The sequence below is a fragment of the Brucella intermedia LMG 3301 genome (assembly GCF_000182645.1).
GTDB lineage: Bacteria > Pseudomonadota > Alphaproteobacteria > Rhizobiales > Rhizobiaceae > Brucella > Brucella intermedia.
The window spans coordinates 1372784-1397074 of record NZ_ACQA01000001.1; the positions used below are offsets into that span (position 1 = coordinate 1372784).

Below are 24291 nucleotides of genomic sequence, written 5' to 3' on the forward strand. Positions count from 1 at the left end.
TTTAAGCAGGAAGGAGAAAAAGACTATCTTTTCAGTTTCATAACACGCCTTCCGAAGGCCGCCCAAAAGTGGGGACTTTATGCAGGAACTTCTCGAACAGCTTGAATCCCGTCGGGCGGAAGCCCGCCTCGGCGGCGGTCAGCGCCGCATCGACGCGCAACACGCAAAAGGCAAGCTCACTGCTCGCGAAAGGATCGAAGTGCTCCTCGATGATGGATCGTTCGAGGAGTTCGACATGTATGTCACCCATCGCTGCGTCGATTTCGGCATGGAAAAGCAGAAAGTCGCTGGCGACGGCGTGGTGACCGGCTGGGGCACGATCAATGGCCGTCAGGTCTATGTGTTCAGCCAGGATTTCACAGTTCTGGGCGGTTCCTTGTCCGAAACGCACGCGCAAAAGATCTGCAAGATCATGGATATGGCCATGAAGAATGGTGCGCCGGTCATCGGGCTCAACGATTCCGGCGGCGCGCGTATTCAAGAAGGCGTTGCATCGCTCGCAGGCTATGCCGACGTGTTCAAGCGCAACGTGGATGCTTCCGGCGTAGTTCCGCAGATTTCGGTCATCATGGGACCTTGCGCTGGTGGCGCGGTCTACTCGCCCGCCATGACCGACTTCATCTTCATGGTGCGGGATAGCTCCTATATGTTCGTGACGGGGCCCGACGTGGTCAAGACCGTCACAAATGAAATTGTCACAGCGGAAGAACTTGGCGGCGCCTCCACCCACACCCGAAAATCATCGGTGGCAGACGGCGCTTATGAAAACGATATCGAAGCGCTCGAACAGGTCCGCATTCTTTTCGATTTCCTGCCGCTCAACAATCGCGAAAAGCCGCCCGTGCGTCCGGTCTTCGATGACCCTGCGCGGCTCGAAATGCGGCTCGACACGCTGATCCCGGATAGCGCGACCAAGCCTTACGACATGAAAGAGCTTATCCACGCGCTGGCCGACGAAAGCGACTTCTTTGAAATTCAGGAAGCTTTTGCGAAGAACATCATCACCGGCTTCATCCGCATGGATGGGCAGACCATCGGTGTGGTTGCGAACCAGCCCATGGTTCTTGCCGGCTGCCTCGACATTGATTCATCGCGAAAGGCTGCTCGCTTCGTACGCTTTTGCGATGCCTTCAATATCCCGATCCTGACCCTTGTCGATGTACCAGGCTTCTTGCCGGGCACAGCCCAGGAATATGGCGGGGTCATCAAGCACGGCGCAAAGCTGCTTTTTGCCTACGCCCAGGCGACCGTTCCCATGGTTACGCTTATTACCCGCAAGGCCTATGGCGGTGCCTATGATGTGATGGCCTCGAAACATATCGGCGCCGACATCAATTATGCCTGGCCCACGGCAGAAATCGCTGTAATGGGCGCCAAAGGCGCGACGGAAATCCTCTATCGTTCAGAACTGGGCGACATTGAGAAAATCGCCGCGCGCACGAAGGAATATGAAGAGCGTTTCGCCAATCCGTTCGTGGCTGCTGAACGCGGCTTCATCGACGAAGTCATCATGCCGCATTCATCGCGTCGCCGCATTGCGCGGGCTTTTGCAAGCCTGCGCAACAAGAGCCAAAGCACGCCGTGGAAAAAGCACGACACCATTCCTCTTTGAGTAGATGCCCATGATCAAGAAAATTCTCATTGCCAATCGCGGCGAAATCGCATGCCGGGTCATCAAGACGGCAAAGAAGATGGGTATCGCAACGGTTGCCGTTTATTCCGACGCCGACCGCAATGCGCTCCATGTCAAAATGGCCGATGAAGCGGTCCATATCGGACCAGCGCCGTCCAATCAGTCCTATATCGTCATTGATAAAATTCTGGCCGCCATCAAGGAAACCGGGGCCGATGCCGTGCATCCGGGCTACGGTTTCCTGTCGGAAAACCCGCGTTTTGCCGAAGCACTGAAAGCCGCCAATGTCACCTTTATCGGCCCGCCGGTAAACGCGATTGATGCCATGGGCGACAAGATCACCTCGAAGAAACTTGCGGCCGAAGCCGGTGTTTCCACCGTGCCCGGGCATATGGGCTTGATCGAGGACGCAGACGAAGCCGTCAAAATCGCTGGCAGCATCGGCTATCCGGTGATGATCAAGGCTTCTGCTGGCGGTGGTGGCAAGGGCATGCGCATCGCATGGAACGATGATGAGGCTCGCGAAGGCTTCCAGCTTTCGCGCAATGAGGCGAAATCCTCCTTCGGCGACGACCGCATATTCATTGAAAAATTCGTCACCCAGCCACGCCATATCGAAATTCAGGTTCTGGGCGATCAGCACGGCAACGTCGTCTATCTGGGCGAACGTGAATGTTCGATTCAGCGCCGCAACCAGAAGGTCATCGAAGAAGCGCCCTCGCCATTCCTGGATGAAGCTACCCGTAAAGCCATGGGCGAGCAGGCTGTCGCTTTGGCAAAAGCCGTTGGATATTTTTCGGCAGGAACGGTGGAATTCATCGTCGATGGTAACCGGAACTTCTATTTCCTTGAAATGAATACGCGTTTGCAGGTCGAGCACCCGGTGACGGAGCTCATCACCGGCATTGATCTCGTGGAGGAAATGATCCGCGTAGCATCCGGTGAAAAGCTCCGCTTCAGCCAGAGCGACGTGAAGCTGAACGGCTGGGCGATGGAAAGCCGCCTCTATGCCGAAGATCCTTATCGCAACTTCCTGCCTTCAATCGGCAGGCTGACCCGTTATCGACCGCCGGTCGAAGGCCGCAACCCGGATGGCACAATCGTCCGTAACGATACCGGCGTATTCGAGGGCGGCGAAATCTCGATGTATTATGACCCGATGATCGCAAAGCTCTGCACGTGGGGGCCGGACCGCGCGAGCGCTGTCGACGCGATGGGAGATGCGCTGGACGCATTCGAGGTTGAAGGCATCGGCCATAATCTGCCCTTCCTGTCGGCTGTGATGGATCATCCACGCTTCCGCGAAGGTGCGCTCACCACCGCATTCATTGCCGAAGAATACCCGGACGGCTTTACTGGTGTGCCCGTTTCGGAAGACGACGCACGCATACTTGCTGCGGTAGCCGCACAGATCAATCTGGCGATAGAACAACGCAACGCGCAAATCTCCGGGCGGCTTTCCAGCGACCAGCAATCGGTGGCCACCGACTGGGTAGCGACGCTCGGCGGCTTCGCCTTGCCGGTGCGTATCGCAGAAGGCGAAGGCGGAACAACAATCAATTTCGTGGATGGCGGCAGCCTGCCTGTTGCCAGTGACTGGCATCCCGGCAGTCATCTGGGCTCATTCACCGTCGGCGGCAAGCCGATTGCCATCAAGGTTTCACGCTCCGGAACTGGCTGGCGGCTTCGCTGGCGCGGCATGGATGTTGTTGCCCACGTTCGCAAGCCGCGCATAGCCGAACTTGCAAAGCTCATGCCGGTGAAACTGCCCCCGGACACGTCAAAGATGCTGCTCTGCCCGATGCCGGGCGTCATCACATCCATCCTCATCGGGCAAGGCGATACGGTCGAAGCGGGGCAACCGCTCGCCACGGTAGAGGCCATGAAGATGGAAAACGTGCTGCGTGCCGAACGCCGTGCTACCGTAAAGCGCATTACAGCGGAAGCAGGTGCAAGCCTCGCTGTCGATGAGCTGATCATGGAATTCGAGTGAGGTTCGATATGAGCGAGCGCCCCATCACCCGCGCAGACTGGGAAACCTTGGCTGAAAAGGAATTGAAGCGGCCAGCAGACAGCTTGATCTGGCACACGCCGGAAGGGATTGACGTCAAACCGCTCTATACCGAAGACGACCTGAAAGGGATTGGTCATCTGGGCACCTTGCCTGGTTTCGAGCCTTTCGTTCGCGGCCCGCGTGCCACCATGTATGCGGGTCGTCCCTGGACAATCCGGCAATATGCGGGGTTCTCGACGGCGGAAGAATCCAATGCATTCTATCGCAAGGCTCTCGCCGCCGGTCAGCAGGGCGTTTCAGTCGCCTTCGATCTCGCCACCCATCGCGGCTACGACAGTGATCACCCACGCGTGGAAGGCGATGTCGGCAAGGCTGGCGTGGCGATCGATTCCGTCGAGGACATGAAGATCCTTTTCGACGGCATTCCGCTTGAAAAAATCTCTGTTTCGATGACGATGAATGGCGCGGTGATCCCGATCCTCGCCAATTTCATCGTCGCGGGTGAGGAACAGGGGGTTCCGCGTGCGCAACTTTCCGGTACGATCCAGAACGACATCCTCAAGGAGTTCATGGTTCGCAATACCTATATCTATCCGCCGGAACCATCCATGCGGATTATTGCGGATATTATCGCCTATACGGCAACCGAAATGCCGAAATTCAACTCGATTTCCATTTCTGGCTACCACATGCAAGAGGCAGGCGCGACGCTGGTTCAGGAACTGGCCTTCACGCTTGCCGATGGGCGCGAATATGTACGCGCTGCGCTCAATAAGGGCTTGAATGTCGATGAATTTGCAGGGCGTTTGTCCTTCTTTTTCGCCATTGGCATGAATTTCTTCATGGAAATTGCCAAGCTGCGCGCTGCGCGCCTGCTCTGGTCACGCATCATGAAGGAATTCCATCCGAAGAAGCCCGGCTCGCTGATGCTGCGCACACATTGCCAGACTTCCGGCGTTTCGCTTCAGGAACAGGACCCCTATAACAACATCGTCCGCACGGCCTTCGAAGCCATGTCGGCCGCATTGGGCGGAACGCAGTCGCTGCACACCAATTCCTTCGATGAAGCCATTGCTTTGCCAACGGAATTCTCCGCACGCATTGCCCGGAACACTCAGCTCATCCTCCAGAATGAAACCGGCGTGACCAAAGTGGTCGATCCGCTGGCGGGCTCCTATTACATCGAAAACCTCACCAATGAGCTTGCCGAAAAGGCTTGGGCCTTGATTGAGGAGGTCGAGAAACTCGGTGGCATGACCAAGGCCGTCGAAAGCGGACTGCCTAAACGTCTCATCGAGGAAGCGGCCACCAAACGGCAAGCGGCAGTCGATAAGGGCGAGGAAGTCATTGTCGGCGTCAACAAATTTCGGCTGGAGCAGGAAGACGAAATCGACATTCTGGAGATCGACAATTCGGCCGTTCGCCAGTCGCAGATTGCGCGTCTCAACCGCATCAAGGAGACGCGCAACAAGGCAAAGGTCGAAGCCGCACTAGCGGAACTGCAAAAGGTAGCGGAGACCGGCGAAGGCAACCTCCTCGCTGCCGCAGTCGAAGCCTCTCGTGCGCGCGCCAGCGTCGGCGAGATCTCCGATGCCATGCGCCGCGCATTTGGCGATCATGCTGCAGTTCCGAAGGTCGTCAACCGAGTTTACGGCTCAGCCTATGAGAACGAACCGGAATATCAAACGCTGGTTGACCGGCTAAGCGATTTTTCAAAACAGATCGGTGAAAAGCCAAAGGTGATGGTAGCCAAGCTCGGCCAGGATGGCCATGATCGTGGTGCCAAGATCATTGCCTCAGCATTCGGTGATATAGGCTTCGAGGTGTTGGCTGGTCCGCTGTTCCAGACGCCCGACGAAGCCGCTGACATGGCAATCGAGGCGAAGGTCCATGTTCTGGGAGTTTCGTCGCTCGCAGCCGGTCACAAGACACTTCTGCCCCAGCTTGTGGACACACTGCGCAAAAAAGGGGCGGAGAATATCATCGTGGTCTGCGGCGGTGTCGTTCCGCGTCAGGATTATCAGTATCTGTTCGATCATGGAGTAGCAGCGGTGTTTGGACCGGGCTCCAATGTGCTCGACTGCGCCCGTGCAGTGCTCGACCTGATGGAAGGTAAGCGCCGCAATCTTTGAGTATTATCAGTCAGATATATTGATTGCAGGACTCATTTTGTGAACTACTTCAGAAGCCGGGCAAACAGCCCGGCTTCTTGCTTGCAGCCATCTTTCAATCTTTCGGCCCGGTAAAACCTGCGATCGTTGAACCAGTTACGGAGACCGGATCGCTGGCGGGAAACGTGTCCTCCAAACCTTCATCGAGCTGGCGTTCGAGCTCTGCCCGATCACCGGCACGGCGGGCGCTTGGACGCGTCACAAAACTGCCCGGCTCGATACCGCATTCCGTACATGCAACCCCAAGAGCCTCACCCAGCTTCATGGCAGCGCGCCGCAGTACTTCATCGCGTGCCAATTCTGCGTCTGTCTCATTCTCCACCTTGACGGTGATCTTCTCTTCGCCCTCGGTGACGAATTCCACCATATAGAGCTTGAAGCCCCCCACCGAGCTGATGCGGGTTTCAACAATTACCATCGGCTAACCTCCGCGTTTTCTATGTAGGGGAAACGTTGAGCAGCGCGTGAAAGTTCCCTGCCTCATGCGATTGCGGAACCGCGCCCCTCCATTGAGCGTTTTATGTCAGCCATTTTGGAGGTTTAGATGTCACAGTTCTTCACAAAGCTCAGCGAAAAAGCTGCCGAACTTGCAGGTCATTACCTGGCGTTCGTTTTGGCGAGTTTGTTCATCATCATATGGGGCGTCACCGGCCCCCTGTTTAACTTCTCAGACACGTGGCAACTTGTGGTGAATACGTCGACCACTATAATCACCTTTCTGATGGTCTTTCTTATCCAGAATGCGCAGAATCGCGAAGCGAGTGCGACCCAGGCCAAACTTGATGAAATCCTGACTATCGTATCTACGACCAAGATCGAGACCATCGGTGCGGAACATCTGCCCCTCAATGAGTTGAAGCTGCTTTTACAACGGTTTGAAGAGCAAAGCGAAGCCGTCCACGTCGAGGAGCAGAAATGAGGAGCCTATCTTTCCATGCTGGCGGCCGCGCCTATATTCCACCGGAAAAATCCCATCGTTAGCAGAAAGGATGTCCCATGGCCGTCACCAGAAAGCAGGAAGCGCGTGCCCTCAATGCCGACGAAAAAGAACTGGTCGAAAAATCGCACCATCCTTTTTTGCAAAACGTTCCCGATGAAGAACTTGGCCATCTGGCGAAACTGATCCGCGAACGCCGCAAGAAGGCACGAGATCAGGCCCATCAGCGCAGGCGCGAAATGCGCGGAAAGGCAGCGGCTCGCGGAGCCACTCCTGCCAAAGCCGACGAAGGCTCGCATCTCAAAGTTTCCATTTTGGCCATGGCAGTGCGTCGTATCAACACGGAAGTTGAACGTCGGCGCCGCATGGCGGCGAGCGCCCAATTGATTGCAAATGCCCGTAAAGCGCTCGCGGTCAAGGAAGCAAACGAAAAGAAGGGCAAGGATTTCAACACGCGCCACGCACTGCAAGGCATGCGTAACATTCCGAACGAAAAATACGACAGCCTCGTCCGGCCGGCAGAACGTGGGCGGTTACGAAAGGCTGCAAGCGTAGCGCAGGCCAAGAAGGATGCCCGCCAGAAGGAAGCGGGTTAAGCACGTCCGCTCGTTACAGCATTTCCAGCGCCGTCTTTCGGGACGGCGGCGAGAAAGTCTGGTCCAGACGTTTCAACTGATCGTTGGAAAGCCGCAACTCAGCAGCTTTTCTGTTATCCTGGACATGATGCAGGTTGGACGACTTTGGAATTGCGATGACATTGCCGCCGCGCATCGTCCAGGCAAGCGCGACCGAAGCTGGCGTACCGCCTGTCTGACCCGCAATTTCGGTCAAGACGGGATCATCCAGCAATCGTCCCTGTTCAATTGGCGAATAAGCCATCAGCGGAATTTTTCGCTCTGCACACCACGGCATCAGGTCGAATTCGGGTCCACGCCGCGTCAAATTATAGAGTATCTGGTTCGTCGCGACATCCATGCCGCTCGCCACACTGGCAAGTTCTTTCATGTCGTCCGTGTCGAAATTGCTGACGCCCCAGCTCGCGATCTTGCCTGCATGTTTCAGCTGTTCGAAAGCCGCGACAGTCTCTTCCAGTGGATAGCGCCCACGCCAATGCAGAAGGTAGAGATCGATACGCTCGGTACGGAGCCGCTTCAGGCTTCGTTCACAGGCCTCGATGGTACCCTTCCGTGACGCGTTGAACGGCAGAACCTTGCTGACGAGGAATACATCGTCCCGCCGACCTGAGACCGCTTCCCCAACGACGTCCTCCGCCTCGCCGTCTGCATACATTTCCGCCGTATCGATCAGCGTCATTCCCAGATTGATACCACTCCTCAGCGCTTCGATTTCATAGCGGCGTTGTGCGCTGTCCTCGCCCATATACCAGGTGCCCTGCCCGAGCGCCGGAACCATCTGTCCCGATGGAAGAGTAATCCTTGGTATGGTTCCGGTCATGGCATTTCCCCTTGAAACGATCATGGCCATGATCGTCACCTGGCCGCAAAATTCAAGACCTTGGGGGAGAGATCAGGCGAAATGCAGACCGAAGCCCTGCATGAGCCTGCGAATGGCGTAATCCGGATTCTGCGAGGTCACCACCGCCAGATCGTTGTGATGATGCAGTTCCTCAACGGCTCGACGCGGTTTCAGCAAAGAAACGGTACGCCGGGCAATCGCTTCGGCCGGATCGAGCCAATCGACCGGCCATGGCGCCAGGCGCCGAAACACATTGGCAAGGAACGGATAATGCGTACAGGCCAGAACAACAATGTCGGTCCGGTTGCCATCCTGTTCAATGAAACAGGGGGCAATCTGTGCCACGACCAGCGCTTCGTCGATCTTCTCGCCACGAATATGAGCTTCCGCTACTGCCGCAAGCTGGTCAGCACCGACGAGACGAACATGGCACTGGGACGCAAAGGATTGAATGAGATCGCGCGTATAGGCCCGCCTGACGGTGCCGGGGGTGGCCAGCACGGAAACAAGGCCCGATGAGGTTCTTTCGGCCGCGGGCTTGATCGCCGGTACGGTTCCCACGAATGGCACCGCAGGATAGGCGTTCCGTAAGTCGTCCAACACCAGCGTGGAGGCGGTATTGCAGGCGATCACCGCAATTTCAGGATCATAGTCGGCAATGAGCTTGCCGAACAGTTGGACTATTCTCGCCCTCAACGCATCCTCTTCCCATCCGCCATAGGGAAATCCGGCATCGTCCGCGACATAGACGAAACGGCGATCCGGCATCAGCACCCGCGCTTCCCGCAAGACCGTCAGCCCTCCGATGCCGCTGTCGAAAACCAGAATCGGTCTTTCGGCGTCGGCGGAAGGCACGGCAGAGAAGCTCACAGCGAGTGCGTTTTTCATTCATCCTTGTCCTTTGTTGCCGGAGCCTCGGTCGCGGGCTTGCGCGCACGCCCATCCGGAGCACCAGAACCACGTGGCTTTTTCGGCGAGAACACATCGAGCGACGTGATGACGCCGCGCAGAAGTTTCAGCTCTGCTGATGCGAAACCGGCGCGGGTCAGCACTGCCCGCAGATTATTGACCATGATTTCCTTGCGGGCTTCCGGGCGGAAATAGCCGCGCACATCAAGGGCTTCTTCGAGATGGTTGAAGAGTCCCTGCAATTCCTGCTTCGGCGCCAGCTCAAGTTCCGGCCCACGGAATACCGTCTCCGTTTCGTTCTCAAGCCCCGATTTCATCCACTCATAGGACATGAGCAGGACAGCTTGCGCGATATTCAGCGATGCAAAGGCTGGGTTGACCGGGAATGTCACCAGTTCGTCCGCAAGTCCCACTTCCTCGTTGCTGAGGCCGAAGCGTTCGCGGCCAAACAGGATACCGGTCTTCTCCCCAGTTCTAAAACGACGGCGCAGCTCGCCACCGGCTTCCACGGCACTGCGAACCTGCTTGAAACCGTCGCGTTCGCGAGCCGTCGTTGCATAGACGAAATTGAGGTCAGCGATAGCGGAAGGCAGGTCGTCATAAACCACAGCATTGTCGATCACATGATCGGCCTTGCTCGCCGCGGCCCTCGCCTTCTCGCTCGGGAATTCCTCGCGGGGATTGACCAGACGTAGTTCTGCCAGTCCGAAATTGGCCATGGCGCGCGCCACCATGCCGATATTCTCCGGCAATTGCGGTTCTACCAGAACGATTGCTGGTCCTTCCGCGAGTATGGGGCGCTGTTTATCTGTTCCTGCCATGATGTTTTCCGCTGTGCTATAAAATCGTGGCGCTTCCCTGACATAATTGACGCTGAATCGCAAAGATTCCCCTTACAGGCCCGGGTGAAAAGCCTGTGTAGTAGCCCGATAACACCTATCTTCCGCCGATTTGTGCCAGGCTGTCGCCACCGGATACAGGATCAAGGGAGGAAACCATGTCGGGTAAGAAAATACTGATGCTTTGCGGCGACTTCGGTGAGGACTATGAAACGATGGTCCCGTTCCAGACGTTGCTGACTGTTGGCCATGCGGTTCATGCGGTCTGCCCCGGCAAGAAAGCCGGGGACCATATCGCGACAGCCATTCATGATTTTGAGGGCCACCAGACCTATACGGAAAAGCCGGGCCATAACTTCACCCTCAATGCAACCTTCTCCGACGTGAAACCGGAGAGCTATGACGCGCTTGTCATTCCCGGTGGCCGGGCGCCGGAATATCTGCGTCTCGACGACAAGGTTATCGCCGTGGTGAAACATTTCTTCGAGGCGAACAAGCCCGTTGCAGCGGTCTGCCACGGTGCACAACTGCTCGCCGCCGCGCGCGTTCTGGAAGGCCGCACCTGCTCGGCCTATCCGGCTTGCCGGCCTGAAGTCGAACTCGCCGGCGGCACCTATGCCGATATTCCGGTCGACCAGGCCGTTACGGAGGGCAATCTCGTCACCTCGCCTGCGTGGCCCGCCCATCCGGCCTGGCTGGCACAGTTCCTCACAGTCCTCGGCACCAGGATCACCCACAGCTGATCGCGCTCTCCCCGCCCGTACCCGACACGGTTGCAGGCGGGGCAAAACTGCGCGACAGTAAGTCTGGGAGAATGATCCGGAGGAAACCATGTGCAGGCTGTTCATCGGCGCCAATCCTGAACTCTGGCTGAGCGTGACGCGATCGCTGCGCATAGACGGCGTTGTAACAAGCGTTCGCCTTGAAAATTTCTTTTGGTGGGCTTTGGAAGATATTGCGGCGCGCGATGATCTCACTGTCAGTCGCCTCATTGGCAAACTTTATGATGAATCCCGGAATGAAGGCCACGACCTCGATAATTTCGCCTCATTCCTGCGGGTCTGCTGCGGTCGATATCTTTCGCTGCAGCTGAATGGTCTCGTACCCACAGACAGGGCGACTGCCATCTCCACGCTGGATGCAGACGCCATTCTGGCAAGTGAAGAGAAAAACTATCGCCAGCGGCAATCATCTTGGGAGAAGTCTCGCGATAACGACAGGTCGGCCCACCGCGCTGCATGATCGGGTTTGCCCGAAAGACGTTTCGCGCATTTCGCAAAATCTCTCCCGAATTTTTGACCATTCAGATGGTCTATAGGCCAAAGAATAAGCCTCTTACGCTTTGCCTTATTCGCCGTGAGTGCTATACGGGCGCGACGCATTGAAAAAGAGGCTTCATCCATGGCAAAAATCAAGGTTGCGAACCCGGTCGTCGAACTCGACGGCGACGAGATGACCCGCATTATCTGGCAGTTCATCAAGGACAAGCTTATCCATCCTTACCTCGACATCGATCTGAAATATTACGATCTGTCGGTTGAGAACCGCGATGCGACCAACGATCAGGTCACCATCGATGCAGCCAATGCCATCAAGGAACATGGCGTCGGCGTGAAGTGCGCAACCATCACGCCTGACGAAGCGCGCGTTGAGGAATTCAAGCTCAAGAAAATGTGGAAGTCGCCAAACGGCACCATCCGCAACATTCTGGGCGGCGTGATCTTCCGCGAGCCGATCATCTGCAAGAACGTGCCGCGTCTGGTGCCGGGTTGGACCCAGCCGATCATCGTTGGCCGCCACGCATTCGGCGACCAGTACCGCGCGACGGATTTCAAGTTCCCCGGCAAGGGCACGCTGACGATTAAGTTCGTTGGTGAAGATGGTGAAACCATCGAACACGAAGTCTATCAGGCTCCTTCGGCTGGCGTGGCTCTTGCCATGTACAACCTTGACGAATCGATCCGCGAGTTCGCCCGCGCTTCGTTCAACTATGGCCTGCAGCGCGGCTATCCGGTCTATCTCTCCACGAAGAACACCATCCTGAAAGCCTATGACGGCCGGTTCAAGGATATCTTCCAGGAAGTCTTCGACGCAGAATTCAAATCGAAGTTCGAAGAAAAGAAGATCTGGTACGAACACCGCCTCATCGACGACATGGTCGCTTCGGCACTCAAGTGGTCGGGCGGCTACGTCTGGGCATGTAAGAACTATGATGGCGACGTTCAGTCGGACATCGTGGCACAGGGCTTCGGCTCGCTCGGCCTGATGACCTCCGTTCTGATGACGCCGGATGGCAAGACCGTTGAAGCTGAAGCTGCCCACGGCACCGTGACCCGTCACTACCGCCAGCATCAGAAGGGCGAGGAAACCTCGACCAACTCGATCGCTTCGATCTTCGCATGGACCCGCGGTCTTGCCCACCGTGCCAAGCTTGACGACAATGCCGAGCTGAAGCGTTTTGCCGACACGTTGGAAAAGGTCTGCGTGGACACTGTTGAAAGCGGCTTCATGACCAAGGATCTGGCGCTGCTCATCGGTCCGGATCAGCCTTGGCTTTCCACCACGGGTTTCCTCGACAAGATCGATGAAAACCTCAAGAAGGCCATGGCCGCCTGATCGGCTATTCGACCCCTTCTCGATATGCAGAACCCGGCAGCATTGCTGCCGGGTTTTTTCATTTCCTTTTCAAGGGAAAAAGCGCATCCTGCCACCTCTTACAGGGAGGATGAAATGGCTGAGTTGAAGCTCTATACCAACCCGATGTCGCGCGGACGTATCGCGCGCTGGATGCTGGAGGAGATCGGCAAACCCTACGATGTGGAAATACTGGATTTCGGCCCGCCGATGAAAGGCCCCGACTACTGCACGATCAACCCCATGGGTAAAGTGCCGGCCCTGCGTCACGGCGATGCGGTGGTGACGGAAGTGGCGGCGATCTGCGCTTATCTCGCAACGACATTTCCCGAAGCCGGTCTGGCGCCGCATCCGAATGAGCGTGCAAATTTCTTCCGCTGGCTGTTCTTTACGTCCGGCCCCGTCGAAGCTGCACTTTCCAACCATGCGCTCGGCGTTGAAATCCCCGCCGACAAGCAGGGAATGGTCGGCTACGGCAATTACGACACAGTGGTCAACACTTTGGAAAAAGCCGTCTCACAGCATCCATATATCACCGGCGACCGTTTCACCGCAGCTGACGTTTACGTCGGTTCACACGTAGGATGGGGCCTGCGCTTCGGCACGCTGCCGGCCCGGGGAGCATTTGTGGCCTATTGGGACCGGTTGAAGGATCGCCCCGCGATGAAACGAGCCACTGAACTGGACGAAGCAGCCGCTGCCGCAACACAACATTCATACTGAACGCTGGCTGTTCAGGTCACGTGATCTGGCCAGCCAGTTCAAATGTCCGCGAAAATGCCTGTGATCCTTTGGGCGAAAAAGCGATGACCCGGCCCGCTTCCCGGCGTGCCCACCCTTGCGAAATAAAATGGTTCAGGAGCGCCGCACCCAGTGCTCCGCCAAGATGGTTGCGGCGTTCGCTCCAGTCGAGGCAGTGCCGGCAGACCGGCCGCTTGCCCTGCTCCAGGGTAGTGACATTCACACCAAGACAGTTGAAAAACGATTTGCCCTTCTCGGTCAGCATCGGCTCGCCATCGTCGGCAATGAGACCAAGTCTATACGACGCATCAAGCAACTCGACGCCCCGTTCACCCGCCAGATGATCGTAGCAGATGCGCGCCTTGCGTAGCGCCTGGTCTTTCGGGCCCGTCCTCACCCGCACGGCGCCGGTGCGTTGCGCGAGTCCCATTAGTCCTTCCAGAACCTGCGCAACATCCGTTCCTGAAAGACGGAAATAGCGATGCCGTCCCTGCTTCTCCGCAACCAGCAGATTAGCAGCATCAAGTTTTGCAAGGTGCCCGCTGGCCGTTTGCAATGTCACACCTGCCGCAGACGCAAGCTCACTGACCGTCAGTGCGCGGCCGTCCATCAGCGCCGTGAGCATGTTTGCACGCGCAGGGTCCCCAAGGAGCGCGGCAACGGAAGCTATGATCGGGCCATCTTTCATACTTCGATGCTAACCGAACTATAGAGATAATTCAATTGCTACATTGTCAGCATCGAACACAGGCATTTGAAGGAGACATGCATGATTACCTGTTTCATCCGCTATCAGATCGACCCGTTCAAGGCGGATGCCTTTGCTGAATATGCACGCAACTGGGGACAGGCCATTCCGCGATGCGGCGCCGATCTCATTGGTTATTTCGGACCACATGAGGGTTCGTCAACGACAGCATATGGCGTCTATTCAATCGAAAATCTTGCCGCTTACGAAGCCTATCGCGCTCGGCTTGCCTCCGATCCACTGGGACGCGAGAATTATGAATTTGCGCGCCGGGAGCAATTCATCCGGTCCGAAGACCGAATCTTCCTGAAACTTCAATCCGCACCGCATGGGGAGTTCATCAAGCCATGATTGCAGTCATATTCGAAGTCTGGCCGGCTGATGACGACAGGCGCGGCCAATATCTCGATATTGCAACTAGCCTGCGCGACGATCTTTCCAGAATCGACGGCTTCCTGTCGATAGAGCGCTTTCAAAGCCTTGCCGATCCCGATAAGTTGCTCTCGCTTTCGTTCTGGCGCGACGAAGAAGCCGTGCGCGAATGGCGCAACTTGCCGTCCCACCGACTGGCACAGGGACAGGGCCGCAAGGGCGTTTTCGAGAATTATCGCTTACGTGTGGCCAGCGTCATGCGCGATTATGGCCTCGATGATCGTTTTGAGGCTCCCGAAGACAGCCGTTCAGCGCACGCTGCATAATGAAAAGCCGGGCAATCGCCCGGCTTTTCTATTTCTGTTTTCGGCCTTAACCGATCAGCGCCTTGACCGCGGCGATTGCATCAGCCGCTTTTGCACCATCCGGGCCACCGGCCTGGGCCATATCTGGCCGACCGCCGCCGCCTGCACCGCCAAGGGCTGCGGAAGCGGCCCGAACCAGATCAACCGCGCTGAACCGACCAAGCAGATCTTCCGTGACCGCCGCTACTGCGCTGGCCTTGTCGTCTTCGCCGACACCAATAAACAGCACGACGCCGGAACCGACCTGCTTCTTGCCTTCATCAGCAAGCGGCTTCAGATCACGCGGAGAAACGCCGGTAACAATCTTGCCGAGGAAATTGACGCCATTCACGGCTTCAACTGCACTGCCCCCGTCCGCCGAGCCGCCGCCAAGTGCAAGCTTCTTGCGGGCATCAGCAAGTTCACGCTCCAGCTTCTTGCGTTCATCGAGCAGTGCATTGACGCGTTCCAGCGCCTCGGCCGGCGTCGTCTTCAATGCTCCGGCGATGGCCTTTACGCGTTCGTCCTGCTCTTCGAGATAGAGGCGTGCAGCCTCACCCGTCAGCGCTTCCATGCGGCGAACGCCAGCGGCGACCGCGCCTTCGGAAACGATACGCACGAGGCCTATATCGCCGGTCTGGCGCACATGCGTGCCGCCGCAAAGCTCAACAGAATAGGCTTTGCCTTCCTTCGAGCCGTGTTTGGCGGTGCCCATGGAAACAACGCGCACTTCGTCGCCATATTTTTCACCGAACAGCGCCATGGCGCCTTCGGCAATGGCATCGTCAACGGCCATCAGACGCGTGCTAACAGGAGCGTTCTGCAAAATGATCTCGTTGGCAAGGTTTTCAACCTTCGCCAGTTCTTCGGCAGAAATCGGCTTGGGATGTGAGAAATCGAAGCGCAAGCGATCCGGCGCGACGAGCGAACCCTTCTGGGCAACATGGCTGCCGAGCGTTTCCCGCAGGGCCTCATGCAGAAGATGCGTTGCCGAATGGTTGGAACGGATACGAGTGCGGCGCGCCGAATCCACTTTCAGCTCAACCGCATCGCCGGTCTTGACCGTGCCCTTGGCAACTTCGCCGATGTGAACGAAAACGCCCTCGCCCTTCTTCTGCGTATCCTTGATAGCGATGACAAAACCTTCACCGGAAATCGTGCCGGTATCGCCCTGCTGGCCACCGGATTCTCCGTAGAACGGTGTCTGGTTGACCACCACCGAAACAACCTCGCCTTCAGAAGCCGACTGCACTTCAGCACCGTCGCGCACCAGGGCAGCCACAACACCTTCCGCGCTTTCAGTTTCATAACCGAGGAATTCAGTCGCACCGACCTTATCCTTGATACCGAACCAGATCGTTTCGGTTGCGGCTTCACCGGAACCAGCCCAATTGGCCCGTGCCTCGGCCTTCTGGCGCTCCATGGCCGCGCTGAAACCGTCCGTATCCACGGCAATGCCACGCTGGCGCAGCGCATCCTGCGTCAGATCAAGCGGGAAGCCATAGGTGTCGTAAAGCTTGAAAGCAGTTTCACCGTCGAGGCGATCGCCTTCGACAAGGTTTTCAGTTGCGTCCGACAGAAGTCCAAGCCCGCGATCCAGCGTCTTGCGAAAGCGGGTCTCTTCAAGCTTGAGCGTTTCCGAGATAAGAGCCTCAGCGCGGATCAATTCCGGATAAGCCTGTCCCATTTCACGGATCAGGGTTGGCAGAAGACGCCACATCAGTGGCTCTTTCGCGCCCAGAAGCTGGGCATGGCGCATCGCGCGGCGCATGATGCGACGCAGCACATAACCACGGCCTTCATTGGATGGCAGAACGCCATCGGCGATCAGGAAGCTCGACGCGCGCAGATGGTCGGCGATCACCCGGTGGCTGGCACGGAGTTCGCCGTCAGCCTTCACGCCGGTAGCCTCTTCCGAAGCGCGGATCAATGCCTTGAAGAGATCGATATCGTAATTGTCATGCACGCCCTGCAGAACCGCTGCAACCCGCTCAAGTCCCATGCCGGTATCGATGGACGGACGCGGCAGGTCGATACGCTGTTCAGGCGTGATTTGCTCGAACTGCATGAAAACGAGGTTCCATATCTCAATGAAACGATCGCCGTCTTCGTCAGCCGATCCGGGAGGTCCACCCCAGATATGGTCGCCATGGTCGAAGAAGATTTCCGAACATGGACCGCAGGGCCCGGTGTCCCCCATGGCCCAGAAATTATCGCTGGTGGCGATGCGGATAATACGGTCGTCGGAAAGACCGGCGATCTTCTTCCAGTAATTCGCTGCGTCGTCGTCCGTATGATAAACGGTGACGAGGAGCTTGTCCTTCGGAAGACCGAATTCCTTGGTGATCAGGTTCCAGGCGAAGCTGATGGCTTCGTCTTTGAAATAGTCGCCGAACGAGAAATTGCCCAGCATTTCAAAGAAAGTATGGTGACGCGCCGTATAGCCGACATTGTCCAGATCGTTGTGCTTCCCGCCGGCGCGAACGCATTTCTGAGAGGTCGTGGCGCGATTATATGAACGATGTTCGAGGCCGGTGAAGACATTCTTGAACTGCACCATGCCCGCATTGGTGAACATCAGCGTCGGATCGTTACGCGGAACGAGCGGGCTCGATGGAACGACCTCATGCCCGTTCTTGCGGAAATAATCGAGGAATGTGGACCTAATCTCGTTGACGCCAGCCATAAGTCACCTTTGGGCTTTACTGCCCTGCACGGACACAGCTTTGCAGAAAGCTGCATCAATTATCCTGTTCAAACTCCCACAGCCGCCAACCGTCATCGAAGGCCCGAGGCTCTCTCGCGCTGCTAGGACGTGAAGTGGAGTTTTCGGTTGACCGCTTTTAACGGTGCCTTGCTTTTCTGTCCAGATAAGTACGCTGCGCCATAAAAGCAATTCTGCTGAAAGACGTTAAAGCAGGCGCTTTTCATATCGCAAGAATCTATCGCCCAAAAACAAAGCCCCGTGCGCATGCACGGGGCTTTGATAATTCAACCCAGACTGGCGATCCTACATTTCTGCGGCGTCGCCAGCGTCTTCTTCGGGTCCGCCATCTTCGAGGAATTGCTCGGCAATCAGCCCGGCATTCTGACGAAGCGTGGTTTCGATCTCGCGGGCCACTTCCGGGTTGTCCTTGAGATACTGCTTGGCATTTTCACGGCCCTGCCCGAGCCGTTGGGAATTATAGGAGAACCACGCACCCGACTTTTCGACAACACCAGCCTTCACGCCAAGATCGACCAACTCACCGGTCTTGGAAACGCCAGCACCATACATGATGTCGAATTCGACCTGCTTGAAGGGCGGAGCAAGCTTGTTCTTGACGACCTTGACACGGGTCTGGTTGCCTACGACTTCATCACGTTCCTTGATCGAGCCGATACGGCGAATATCGAGACGAACCGAAGCATAAAACTTGAGAGCGTTACCGCCAGTCGTCGTTTCCGGCGAACCGAACATCACACCGATCTTCATGCGGATCTGGTTGATGAAGATCACCATGCAGTTGGAACGAGAGATAGACGCGGTAAGCTTGCGGAGCGCCTGGCTCATGAGACGTGCCTGAAGACCAGGCAGGGAGTCACCCATTTCACCTTCGATTTCGGCGCGAGGCGTCAAGGCTGCGACCGAGTCGACGACGAGAACGTCGATAGCGCCCGAACGCACGAGCGTATCGGTGATCTCAAGCGCCTGCTCGCCCGGTATCCGGCTGCGAAATCAGCAGGTTTTCAAGATCGACGCCCAGCTTGCGGGCATAGACCGGATCGAGCGCATGTTCCGCATCGACGAATGCACAGATACCGCCCTTCTTCTGTGCCTCCGCGATCGTGTGCAGCGCCAGTGTCGTCTTACCGGAGCTTTCCGGGCCGTAAATCTCGACAATACGTCCTTTAGGCAAGCCACCAACGCCGAGCGCGATGTCCAGCGAGAGCGATCCGGTCGATACTGTTTCGATCTCTACGACCTGATCGTTCTGGCCAAGGCGCATGATCGAGCCCTTGCCGAACGCCCTTTCAATCTGCGACAATGCCGCATCGAGAGCCTTAGTCTTGTCCACTGAATTTTCCTCAACAAGTCGCAATGAATTCTGAGACATCTTACACCATCCTCTTGTCTCGCTAGAAGCCCGGCAGGCTCGTTGCCACGATCTATTTGTATCTGTTTTGTTCTCATTTTGCAATGCCGTTAACTCATTGATTATAAACAATTCTGAAATTTTGTTCTTTAATCGTTCTCTAACATCAGTAATTACGAAAATAATAAAGCCATCCACCAATTAACTTATTTCAAACCAAACCGTGAGCCCGACGATTCGCGAGAACAAACAAAAACGCAGCCCTTCTGGCGAAGGACTGCGTGATTGCGGTGACTGGTTTTGCGAAACGGAATCAGCTGGCAGCGCGGAGCGGCGAAATCTGGATTTCCACGCGGCGGTTCTGCGCGCGTCCTTCCGGCGTCGCATTGGTGGCAACCGGCTGGCTGGCCCCATAGCCGATGACGGCAAAACGACGTGGGTCGATGCCCTGCGAACCGAGATAGCTTGCAACCGAGGCGGCGCGGCGCTGCGACAAAGCCTGATTATGGCTGACGCTGCCCGTCGAATCGGTGTGGCCGTAGACATCCACGAGCGTCTGATTGAACTTGCGCAGCACGATCGCGACCGAATTAAGCGTCGGATAGAACTGGCTTTTCACCTGATCCTGATCGGTATCGAAGGTGATACTCGAAGGCATGTTCAGGATGATCTGGTCGCCATTACGGGTCACGGAAACGCCCGTGCCCTGCAACTGCGCGCGGAGCTCGTTTTCCTGACGATCCATGTAATTGCCGATTGCACCGCCACCGAGCGCACCGATACCGGCGCCGATCAGCACGGCATTGCGCTGCGCACGGCTCGAACCGCCGACCATCAGGCCGCCGAGAGCACCCACAGCCGCGCCGATCGCAGCACCACCGGCAGTGTTCGACATCTTCTGTTCCCCGGTATAAGGATCAGTGGTGCAGCCTGCGAGAAATGTGGCGGCGAAAAGGGCAATACCGGTCTTTTTCAGCATGAAATGGTCATCCTCGATTAGCGAATCCGCTCGCATGATAGTAGCGATTAAGGCCGGATGGTGTTTTGGATACGAGATTGAATCCAGCCAGTCGCTTTTTAACTGAAGCCTCCGCAATTGCGCAACTGCGCGGCGTAACGATTGGCCATTGATTGGGCGCGTTTTGCGCCATTGAGTGCCGTTGCATTCCCCCGCCAGGCGCCGCGTGCATAACCGCCATGGCCGGAATAGTAGGCGAGATACAGGCTGTAGGCATCGCCACGATTGATCCCGTTCTTCAGATAGCTCTGGTAGTGATACCATCCGATGAAGTGAACCGCGTCCGCAAAATTGGTGCGCGATGCCGTCCAGCGACCCGTTTCGCGCTTGTAGCGGTCCCAGGTGCCATTCAGCGCCTGCGAATAGCCGTAGGCGCTGGAAGCCCGCTTCCACGGGATGATCCAGAGAATCTTGGTGCGCGGCGGGCGCGCATAGGGCTGAAAGCCGGATTCCGTATAGATCGTCGCCATCAGAACCGGAACCGGAACGCCGAACTCGCGCGAAACCCGTGTGGCAGCCGTCTGCCAGTTATTGAACCAACCGTCGCGTTGATCGAAGACCGCGCATACATTGTTGACCTGCCGTGGGGCGGTCGCGCAGCCTCCAAGGATCACGAGCGCGACGAGAAACAAAACGCGCATCATGGAAAACCTCGTCTCTTTGCAAAGATTGATAAAATGTAAAGATTAAGAAGACCTTTCTAACGAGAGGTCATCCCCTCTCCACCACTTCAAACCCCTGTGAAGAAACTAAGCAAAAGCCGCATCCAATGCGGACGCGGCTCAAGCTGTGGATGAATGTGGATAACTATGGGGATAGTTCATTTTCAAAAGAATAGAACGGTTCCGCTGAAACCGGTCTTCACCGGCGTCCCTGACGCTCCTGCCGCAACCGTGCCCAATATTCCAGACGCTTGCGAATATCCCGTTCGAAGCCGCGCTCCGGCGGATCGTAGAATTTCTGCCTTCCCATGCTTTCCGGAAAATAATCCTGCCCCGAAAAAGCATCGGGCTGATCATGGTCATAGGCGTAGCCCTCGCCATAGCCCTCGTTCTTCATCAGCTTGGTTGGCGCATTGAGAATATGCTTGGGCGGCAGAAGCGAACCATTCTCCTTGGCCGCACGCATAGAGGCTTTATAGGCCATATAAACCGCATTCGATTTCGGGGCGGTCGCAAGGTAAACGCAGGCCTGCGCCAGCGCCAGTTCGCCTTCCGGTGACCCCAGATAGTCATAGGCATCCTTGGCGGCATTGCAGATGACCAAGGCTTGCGGATCGGCAAGGCCTATGTCTTCCACCGCCATACGCACAAGCCGGCGGCCGAGATAGAGCGGATCCTCGCCCGCATCGAACATACGCGAAAGATAATAGAGCGCCGCGTCGGGGTCCGATCCGCGAACGGATTTATGCAGTGCCGAAATCAGATTGTAATGCCCGTCCTGCCCCTTGTCGTAAACCGGAGCACGGCGCTGCACGACATCCTGTAATTTTTCTGCTGTAAACACTTCATCCGGACGGGCAGCGCGCCAGACTTCCTCGCCAAGCGTCAGCGCAGCGCGCCCATCCCCATCGGCCATTCGAATAAGACTGGCCCGTGCTTCTTCGTCCAGCGGCAGCGGACGCTCTTCCTGCTCCTCGGCGCGGGTTAGAAGGGTTGCGATGCTCTCGCCGTCATGCGGATGGAAGGTCAGTACCCTCGCCCGGGACAAAAGAGCGGCATTGAGCTCAAAAGACGGGTTCTCTGTCGTCGCGCCGATCAGGATTACGGTGCCGTCTTCCATGACCGGCAGAAAACTATCCTGCTGTGCGCGATTGAAGCGATGAATTTCGTCCACGAAAAGCAACGTTTGACGCCCGGACATACGACGTGCGCGCGCAGCTTCAAAAACCTTTTTGAGATCGGCAACGCCGGAAAAGATTGCCGAAATCTGTTCGAACGCCAGATCAGTCTCTCCGGCAAGCAGGCGGGCAACCGTCGTCTTGCCGGTTCCCGGTGGTCCCCAGAAGATCATGGAGCCGAGCGACCCGGATGCGATCATGCGCGTCAGCACACCTTCAGGCCCTGTCAGATGTTCCTGACCGGTCACTTCCGACAGATGTCTAGGACGCAGACGGTCAGCAAGCGGACGGTTGCGGTCCGCGTTTGGGTCTGCCGCTGCTGAGAAAAGATCGCTCATTCAATTGCTCTATCAAAAGACCATACCGCTTCAGGCATAATGCGGCCCGAAGCGGCATGCAACTTTTAGCAATCCGTCGGTATCGGTTTAACGCACAAACTGGCGCAACAGCATTCCGTTACGCTCCACCTCAAGCCGCCAGGCGAGACCACGCCCCGCTTCCAGAATCGCGGTCAGATCTCCCACCGTCCGGATGGAGTTTCCGTTGATGCTCCGAACAATATCACCGGGACGCAAGCCGAGCCTTGCCGCCGGAGAACCGGAATAGACCTCAACGACCGCCACGCCCTGGCTGTCGCGCCTGAGGCGCAATTTTGCAGCGGTCGAAGGCGTGAGTTCAAGCACCGATGCACCAGCAAAGGGATTGTCGCCCTCGATAACCTGCGGTGCGGTTTCCTTGACCGCTGGCGCTTTGGAGAGCTTCACCGGGATGGTCTGGTTTTTTCCGTTCCTCATGATTTCGATCGACACGGTGTTACCAATACCGGCCGTCGAAAGACGATAACCAAGAACGTCCTGGTTATCGACGCGGACGCCCTGGACGGACAAAACCACATCGCCGATTTTCAGCCCGGCCGCTTCAGCCGGTCCGCCTTTTGCGACGGCAGTGATCAAGGCCCCGTATGGCTTCTCCATGCCGAGGCCTTCGGCCAGATCGGCCGTCACGCCCTGGAAAGTCGCGCCGATATAGGGGCGCTCGAAACTCGTGCTGCCATTCTGCGCGGCCTCGACAACGGCGCGAACCATGTTCGACGGAATCGCGAAGCCGATCCCAACCGAGCCGCCGGAACGCGAATAGATCGCGGTGTTGATACCGATCAGGCGCCCGCGCATGTCGATCAGCGCACCGCCCGAATTGCCGGGATTGATGGCAGCATCGGTCTGGATGAAGAAATCGAAATCGGAAATCCCAACCTGAGTGCGCGATTGCGCGGAAACGATACCGCTCGTCACCGTCTGGCCCACGCCGAAGGGATTGCCAATCGCAAGCACCAGATCGCCGACTTCCACGTCATCAGAGTTACCGAGGCCGAGAACTGGAAACTTGTCCTTGGCTTCGATTTTCAGAACGGCGAGATCAGTGGTTTCGTCACGCAGAAGCAGCTTGCTTTCAAACTCGCGCCCATCCGACAGGGCGACTTTGATTTCATCCGCATCCTTGATGACGTGGTTGTTCGTCACCACGATGCCCGAACTCTCGACGATCACCCCGGAACCGAGCGATTGCTGGATGCGCGGCTTGCTTTCGCCAAACTGCCGTCCGAAAAACTGCTCAAAAAAAGGATCGCCCGCAAAGGGCGAACGCGCCTGCACCTGACGAGCGGCATAGACGTTCACAACGGCGGGCGTCGTTTCCTTCACAAGCGGAGCGAAGGACAACTGCATGTCGGCCCGGTTGAGCGGTATCTGTTTCTGTGGCGCCGCGGGAGCGTCCTGCGCCATGGCTGAAGGAACAGCCAGTCCGACCGATGCCAGCACGAGACCCAATATGCTTAAACGTCGCCAATTCATGCACATACTCCGCACTTATCAAGGTCTGCCGCTTCCACAAAGGAAGCAAGACTCGGGTGTTGAATGTAGTCAACTGAACGCAAGGATAAAGGGCCACATTGTGACCTGGGGCCATAAACCGTCTGTTTTTGGCGCATGCTGCCCCGCAAAAAACATAAACGGCCAAGAACGCAAACAAAAAGGGCCGCACACGGCGGCCCTTTGATTGATCAGAAATCAGCGCAGATTATGCTGCGTCTGCTTCCGCAGCCTGTTCGGCTTCGACGCGGGCGCGGTCAGCCTTGCCCTTTGCATCGACGTCGCGTTCCACGAATTCGACAACTGCCAGAGGCGCGTTGTCGCCAGCGCGGAAGCCAGCCTTCATGATACGGATGTATCCACCGTTGCGGGTCGCATAGCGAGCAGCCAGCGTATCGAACAGCTTTGCGACGAGCTTGACGTCGCGAATAGCCGAGATAGCCTGACGGCGGGCATGCAGATCGCCGCGCTTGCCGAGCGTGACAAGCTTTTCAACGATCGGGCGAATTTCCTTAGCTTTTGGAAGCGTCGTCACAATCTGCTCGTGTTCGATAAGCGAAGCAGCCATGTTGGCGAACATCGCCTTGCGGTGCGAGGCAGTGCGGTTCAGCTTACGGTATCCGTTACCGTGACGCATGAGCCTTCTCCTTAATTAGTTCTAGCCGGATAGC

22 protein-coding genes and 1 pseudogene are annotated in these 24291 nt (G+C 56.9%); 11 read left to right on the forward strand and 12 right to left on the reverse strand.

Annotated features, from left to right (window positions below; genetic code table 11):
• Positions 1–79: 79 nt before the first annotated feature.
• From OINT_RS06515 to scpA, 3 genes are read left to right on the forward strand one after another with little or no spacing between them, the layout of a single operon-like run.
• The gene (locus tag OINT_RS06515) at positions 80–1612 is read left to right on the forward strand and encodes an acyl-CoA carboxylase subunit beta (RefSeq protein ID WP_006466979.1); all 1533 of its coding nucleotides are present in this window, start codon (positions 80–82) and stop codon (positions 1610–1612) included.
• Between the two features lie 10 nt (positions 1613–1622).
• Positions 1623–3626: an acetyl-CoA carboxylase biotin carboxylase subunit gene (locus OINT_RS06520; protein ID WP_006471631.1), complete on the forward strand. Its 2004-nt coding sequence runs from the start codon at positions 1623–1625 to the stop codon at positions 3624–3626.
• A gap of 8 nt (positions 3627–3634) precedes the next feature.
• Complete coding sequence (gene scpA / locus OINT_RS06525) at positions 3635–5779, forward strand: methylmalonyl-CoA mutase (protein ID WP_006471632.1); 2145 nt, start codon at positions 3635–3637, stop codon at positions 5777–5779.
• Positions 5780–5873: 94 nt separating this feature from the next.
• On the opposite strand, the gene OINT_RS06530 is transcribed toward scpA, so the two are convergent.
• The gene (locus OINT_RS06530; protein ID WP_006466982.1) at positions 5874–6236 is read right to left on the reverse strand and encodes a hypothetical protein; all 363 of its coding nucleotides are present in this window, start codon (positions 6234–6236) and stop codon (positions 5874–5876) included.
• 126 nt (positions 6237–6362) lie between these two features.
• Here OINT_RS06530 and OINT_RS06535 point away from each other — a divergent pair, with 126 nt between their 5' ends.
• Complete coding sequence (locus tag OINT_RS06535; protein WP_006466983.1) at positions 6363–6737, forward strand: low affinity iron permease family protein; 375 nt, start codon at positions 6363–6365, stop codon at positions 6735–6737.
• A 77-nt stretch (positions 6738–6814) separates the two neighbouring features.
• The gene (locus OINT_RS06540) at positions 6815–7351 is read left to right on the forward strand and encodes a hypothetical protein (protein ID WP_006466984.1); all 537 of its coding nucleotides are present in this window, start codon (positions 6815–6817) and stop codon (positions 7349–7351) included.
• 13 nt (positions 7352–7364) lie between these two features.
• Here the strand turns inward: OINT_RS06540 and OINT_RS06545 are convergent, their stop codons facing one another.
• The 3 genes from OINT_RS06545 to OINT_RS06555 all read right to left on the reverse strand — a co-directional run bounded on the left by OINT_RS06545 (position 7365) and on the right by OINT_RS06555 (position 9961).
• On the reverse strand, positions 7365–8210 hold the full coding sequence (locus OINT_RS06545; RefSeq protein WP_036565147.1) for an aldo/keto reductase: 846 nt from the start codon (positions 8208–8210) through the stop codon (positions 7365–7367).
• 72 nt (positions 8211–8282) lie between these two features.
• Positions 8283–9119 (reverse strand): glutamate racemase, encoded by an 837-nt coding sequence (murI, locus tag OINT_RS06550; protein ID WP_006466986.1) that lies wholly within the window; start codon positions 9117–9119, stop codon positions 8283–8285.
• Positions 9116–9961: an RNA methyltransferase gene (locus tag OINT_RS06555; protein ID WP_006471634.1), complete on the reverse strand. Its 846-nt coding sequence runs from the start codon at positions 9959–9961 to the stop codon at positions 9116–9118. Before OINT_RS06555 ends, murI begins: the two co-directional genes overlap by 4 nt.
• Positions 9962–10137: 176 nt before the next feature.
• On the opposite strand from OINT_RS06555, the gene OINT_RS06560 reads away from it, so the two are divergent.
• From OINT_RS06560 to OINT_RS06575, 4 genes are all read left to right on the forward strand, one after another.
• Positions 10138–10722 carry a DJ-1/PfpI family protein gene (locus OINT_RS06560; protein WP_006466988.1) on the forward strand — a complete coding sequence of 195 codons (585 nt, stop codon included), beginning with the start codon at positions 10138–10140 and terminating at the stop codon, positions 10720–10722.
• 88 nt (positions 10723–10810) lie between these two features.
• A complete protein-coding gene (locus OINT_RS06565; RefSeq protein ID WP_006466989.1) occupies positions 10811–11221 on the forward strand; it encodes a ribbon-helix-helix domain-containing protein in 411 nt (136 codons plus the stop codon).
• A 159-nt stretch (positions 11222–11380) separates the two neighbouring features.
• Positions 11381–12595: an NADP-dependent isocitrate dehydrogenase gene (locus tag OINT_RS06570; protein WP_006471635.1), complete on the forward strand. Its 1215-nt coding sequence runs from the start codon at positions 11381–11383 to the stop codon at positions 12593–12595.
• A 114-nt stretch (positions 12596–12709) separates the two neighbouring features.
• Positions 12710–13336 carry a glutathione S-transferase family protein gene (locus tag OINT_RS06575; protein WP_006471636.1) on the forward strand — a complete coding sequence of 209 codons (627 nt, stop codon included), beginning with the start codon at positions 12710–12712 and terminating at the stop codon, positions 13334–13336.
• A gap of 16 nt (positions 13337–13352) precedes the next feature.
• Here the strand turns inward: OINT_RS06575 and OINT_RS06580 are convergent, their stop codons facing one another.
• On the reverse strand, positions 13353–14042 hold the full coding sequence (locus OINT_RS06580; protein WP_006466992.1) for an ArsR/SmtB family transcription factor: 690 nt from the start codon (positions 14040–14042) through the stop codon (positions 13353–13355).
• Between the two features lie 81 nt (positions 14043–14123).
• On the opposite strand from OINT_RS06580, the gene OINT_RS06585 reads away from it, so the two are divergent.
• Together OINT_RS06585 and OINT_RS06590 are read left to right on the forward strand one after the other, a co-directional pair.
• The gene (locus OINT_RS06585; protein ID WP_006471637.1) at positions 14124–14453 is read left to right on the forward strand and encodes an NIPSNAP family protein; all 330 of its coding nucleotides are present in this window, start codon (positions 14124–14126) and stop codon (positions 14451–14453) included.
• Positions 14450–14800 carry an antibiotic biosynthesis monooxygenase family protein gene (locus OINT_RS06590; RefSeq protein ID WP_006466994.1) on the forward strand — a complete coding sequence of 117 codons (351 nt, stop codon included), beginning with the start codon at positions 14450–14452 and terminating at the stop codon, positions 14798–14800. The genes OINT_RS06585 and OINT_RS06590 overlap by 4 nt, the downstream gene beginning before the upstream one ends.
• Positions 14801–14846: 46 nt before the next feature.
• Here the strand turns inward: OINT_RS06590 and alaS are convergent, their stop codons facing one another.
• The 7 genes and pseudogenes from alaS to rplQ all read right to left on the reverse strand — a co-directional run bounded on the left by alaS (position 14847) and on the right by rplQ (position 24257).
• A complete protein-coding gene (alaS, locus tag OINT_RS06595; RefSeq protein ID WP_006466995.1) occupies positions 14847–17504 on the reverse strand; it encodes an alanine--tRNA ligase in 2658 nt (885 codons plus the stop codon).
• 324 nt (positions 17505–17828) lie between these two features.
• Positions 17829–18915, reverse strand: a pseudogene (recA, locus tag OINT_RS06600) (recombinase RecA).
• 292 nt (positions 18916–19207) lie between these two features.
• On the reverse strand, positions 19208–19873 hold the full coding sequence (locus tag OINT_RS06605; protein WP_006471639.1) for an OmpA family protein: 666 nt from the start codon (positions 19871–19873) through the stop codon (positions 19208–19210).
• Positions 19874–19971: 98 nt separating this feature from the next.
• A complete protein-coding gene (locus OINT_RS06610) occupies positions 19972–20556 on the reverse strand; it encodes a transglycosylase SLT domain-containing protein (protein ID WP_006466997.1) in 585 nt (194 codons plus the stop codon).
• A 217-nt stretch (positions 20557–20773) separates the two neighbouring features.
• Positions 20774–22090, reverse strand: a complete 1317-nt coding sequence (locus OINT_RS06615; RefSeq protein WP_006466998.1) for a replication-associated recombination protein A — start codon at positions 22088–22090, stop codon at positions 20774–20776.
• Between the two features lie 87 nt (positions 22091–22177).
• On the reverse strand, positions 22178–23602 hold the full coding sequence (locus OINT_RS06620; protein WP_006471640.1) for a DegQ family serine endoprotease: 1425 nt from the start codon (positions 23600–23602) through the stop codon (positions 22178–22180).
• A 226-nt stretch (positions 23603–23828) separates the two neighbouring features.
• Positions 23829–24257: a 50S ribosomal protein L17 gene (rplQ, locus tag OINT_RS06625; protein WP_006467000.1), complete on the reverse strand. Its 429-nt coding sequence runs from the start codon at positions 24255–24257 to the stop codon at positions 23829–23831.
• Positions 24258–24291 lie beyond the last annotated feature (34 nt).

What these genes read in the sequence shown, in the direction of transcription:
- OINT_RS06515 (WP_006466979.1), top strand. Translation starts at nt 80, where the DNA reads ATGCAGGAACTTCTCGAACAGCTTGAATCCCGTCGGGCGGAAGCCCGC.
- OINT_RS06520 (WP_006471631.1), top strand. Translation starts at nt 1,623, where the DNA reads ATGATCAAGAAAATTCTCATTGCCAATCGCGGCGAAATCGCATGCCGG.
- scpA (WP_006471632.1), top strand. Translation starts at nt 3,635, where the DNA reads ATGAGCGAGCGCCCCATCACCCGCGCAGACTGGGAAACCTTGGCTGAA.
- OINT_RS06530 (WP_006466982.1), bottom strand. Translation starts at nt 6,236, where the DNA reads ATGGTAATTGTTGAAACCCGCATCAGCTCGGTGGGGGGCTTCAAGCTC.
- OINT_RS06535 (WP_006466983.1), top strand. Translation starts at nt 6,363, where the DNA reads ATGTCACAGTTCTTCACAAAGCTCAGCGAAAAAGCTGCCGAACTTGCA.
- OINT_RS06540 (WP_006466984.1), top strand. Translation starts at nt 6,815, where the DNA reads ATGGCCGTCACCAGAAAGCAGGAAGCGCGTGCCCTCAATGCCGACGAA.
- OINT_RS06545 (WP_036565147.1), bottom strand. Translation starts at nt 8,210, where the DNA reads ATGACCGGAACCATACCAAGGATTACTCTTCCATCGGGACAGATGGTT.
- murI (WP_006466986.1), bottom strand. Translation starts at nt 9,119, where the DNA reads ATGAAAAACGCACTCGCTGTGAGCTTCTCTGCCGTGCCTTCCGCCGAC.
- OINT_RS06555 (WP_006471634.1), bottom strand. Translation starts at nt 9,961, where the DNA reads ATGGCAGGAACAGATAAACAGCGCCCCATACTCGCGGAAGGACCAGCA.
- OINT_RS06560 (WP_006466988.1), top strand. Translation starts at nt 10,138, where the DNA reads ATGTCGGGTAAGAAAATACTGATGCTTTGCGGCGACTTCGGTGAGGAC.
- OINT_RS06565 (WP_006466989.1), top strand. Translation starts at nt 10,811, where the DNA reads ATGTGCAGGCTGTTCATCGGCGCCAATCCTGAACTCTGGCTGAGCGTG.
- OINT_RS06570 (WP_006471635.1), top strand. Translation starts at nt 11,381, where the DNA reads ATGGCAAAAATCAAGGTTGCGAACCCGGTCGTCGAACTCGACGGCGAC.
- OINT_RS06575 (WP_006471636.1), top strand. Translation starts at nt 12,710, where the DNA reads ATGGCTGAGTTGAAGCTCTATACCAACCCGATGTCGCGCGGACGTATC.
- OINT_RS06580 (WP_006466992.1), bottom strand. Translation starts at nt 14,042, where the DNA reads ATGAAAGATGGCCCGATCATAGCTTCCGTTGCCGCGCTCCTTGGGGAC.
- OINT_RS06585 (WP_006471637.1), top strand. Translation starts at nt 14,124, where the DNA reads ATGATTACCTGTTTCATCCGCTATCAGATCGACCCGTTCAAGGCGGAT.
- OINT_RS06590 (WP_006466994.1), top strand. Translation starts at nt 14,450, where the DNA reads ATGATTGCAGTCATATTCGAAGTCTGGCCGGCTGATGACGACAGGCGC.
- alaS (WP_006466995.1), bottom strand. Translation starts at nt 17,504, where the DNA reads ATGGCTGGCGTCAACGAGATTAGGTCCACATTCCTCGATTATTTCCGC.
- OINT_RS06605 (WP_006471639.1), bottom strand. Translation starts at nt 19,873, where the DNA reads ATGCTGAAAAAGACCGGTATTGCCCTTTTCGCCGCCACATTTCTCGCA.
- OINT_RS06610 (WP_006466997.1), bottom strand. Translation starts at nt 20,556, where the DNA reads ATGATGCGCGTTTTGTTTCTCGTCGCGCTCGTGATCCTTGGAGGCTGC.
- OINT_RS06615 (WP_006466998.1), bottom strand. Translation starts at nt 22,090, where the DNA reads ATGAGCGATCTTTTCTCAGCAGCGGCAGACCCAAACGCGGACCGCAAC.
- OINT_RS06620 (WP_006471640.1), bottom strand. Translation starts at nt 23,602, where the DNA reads ATGAATTGGCGACGTTTAAGCATATTGGGTCTCGTGCTGGCATCGGTC.
- rplQ (WP_006467000.1), bottom strand. Translation starts at nt 24,257, where the DNA reads ATGCGTCACGGTAACGGATACCGTAAGCTGAACCGCACTGCCTCGCAC.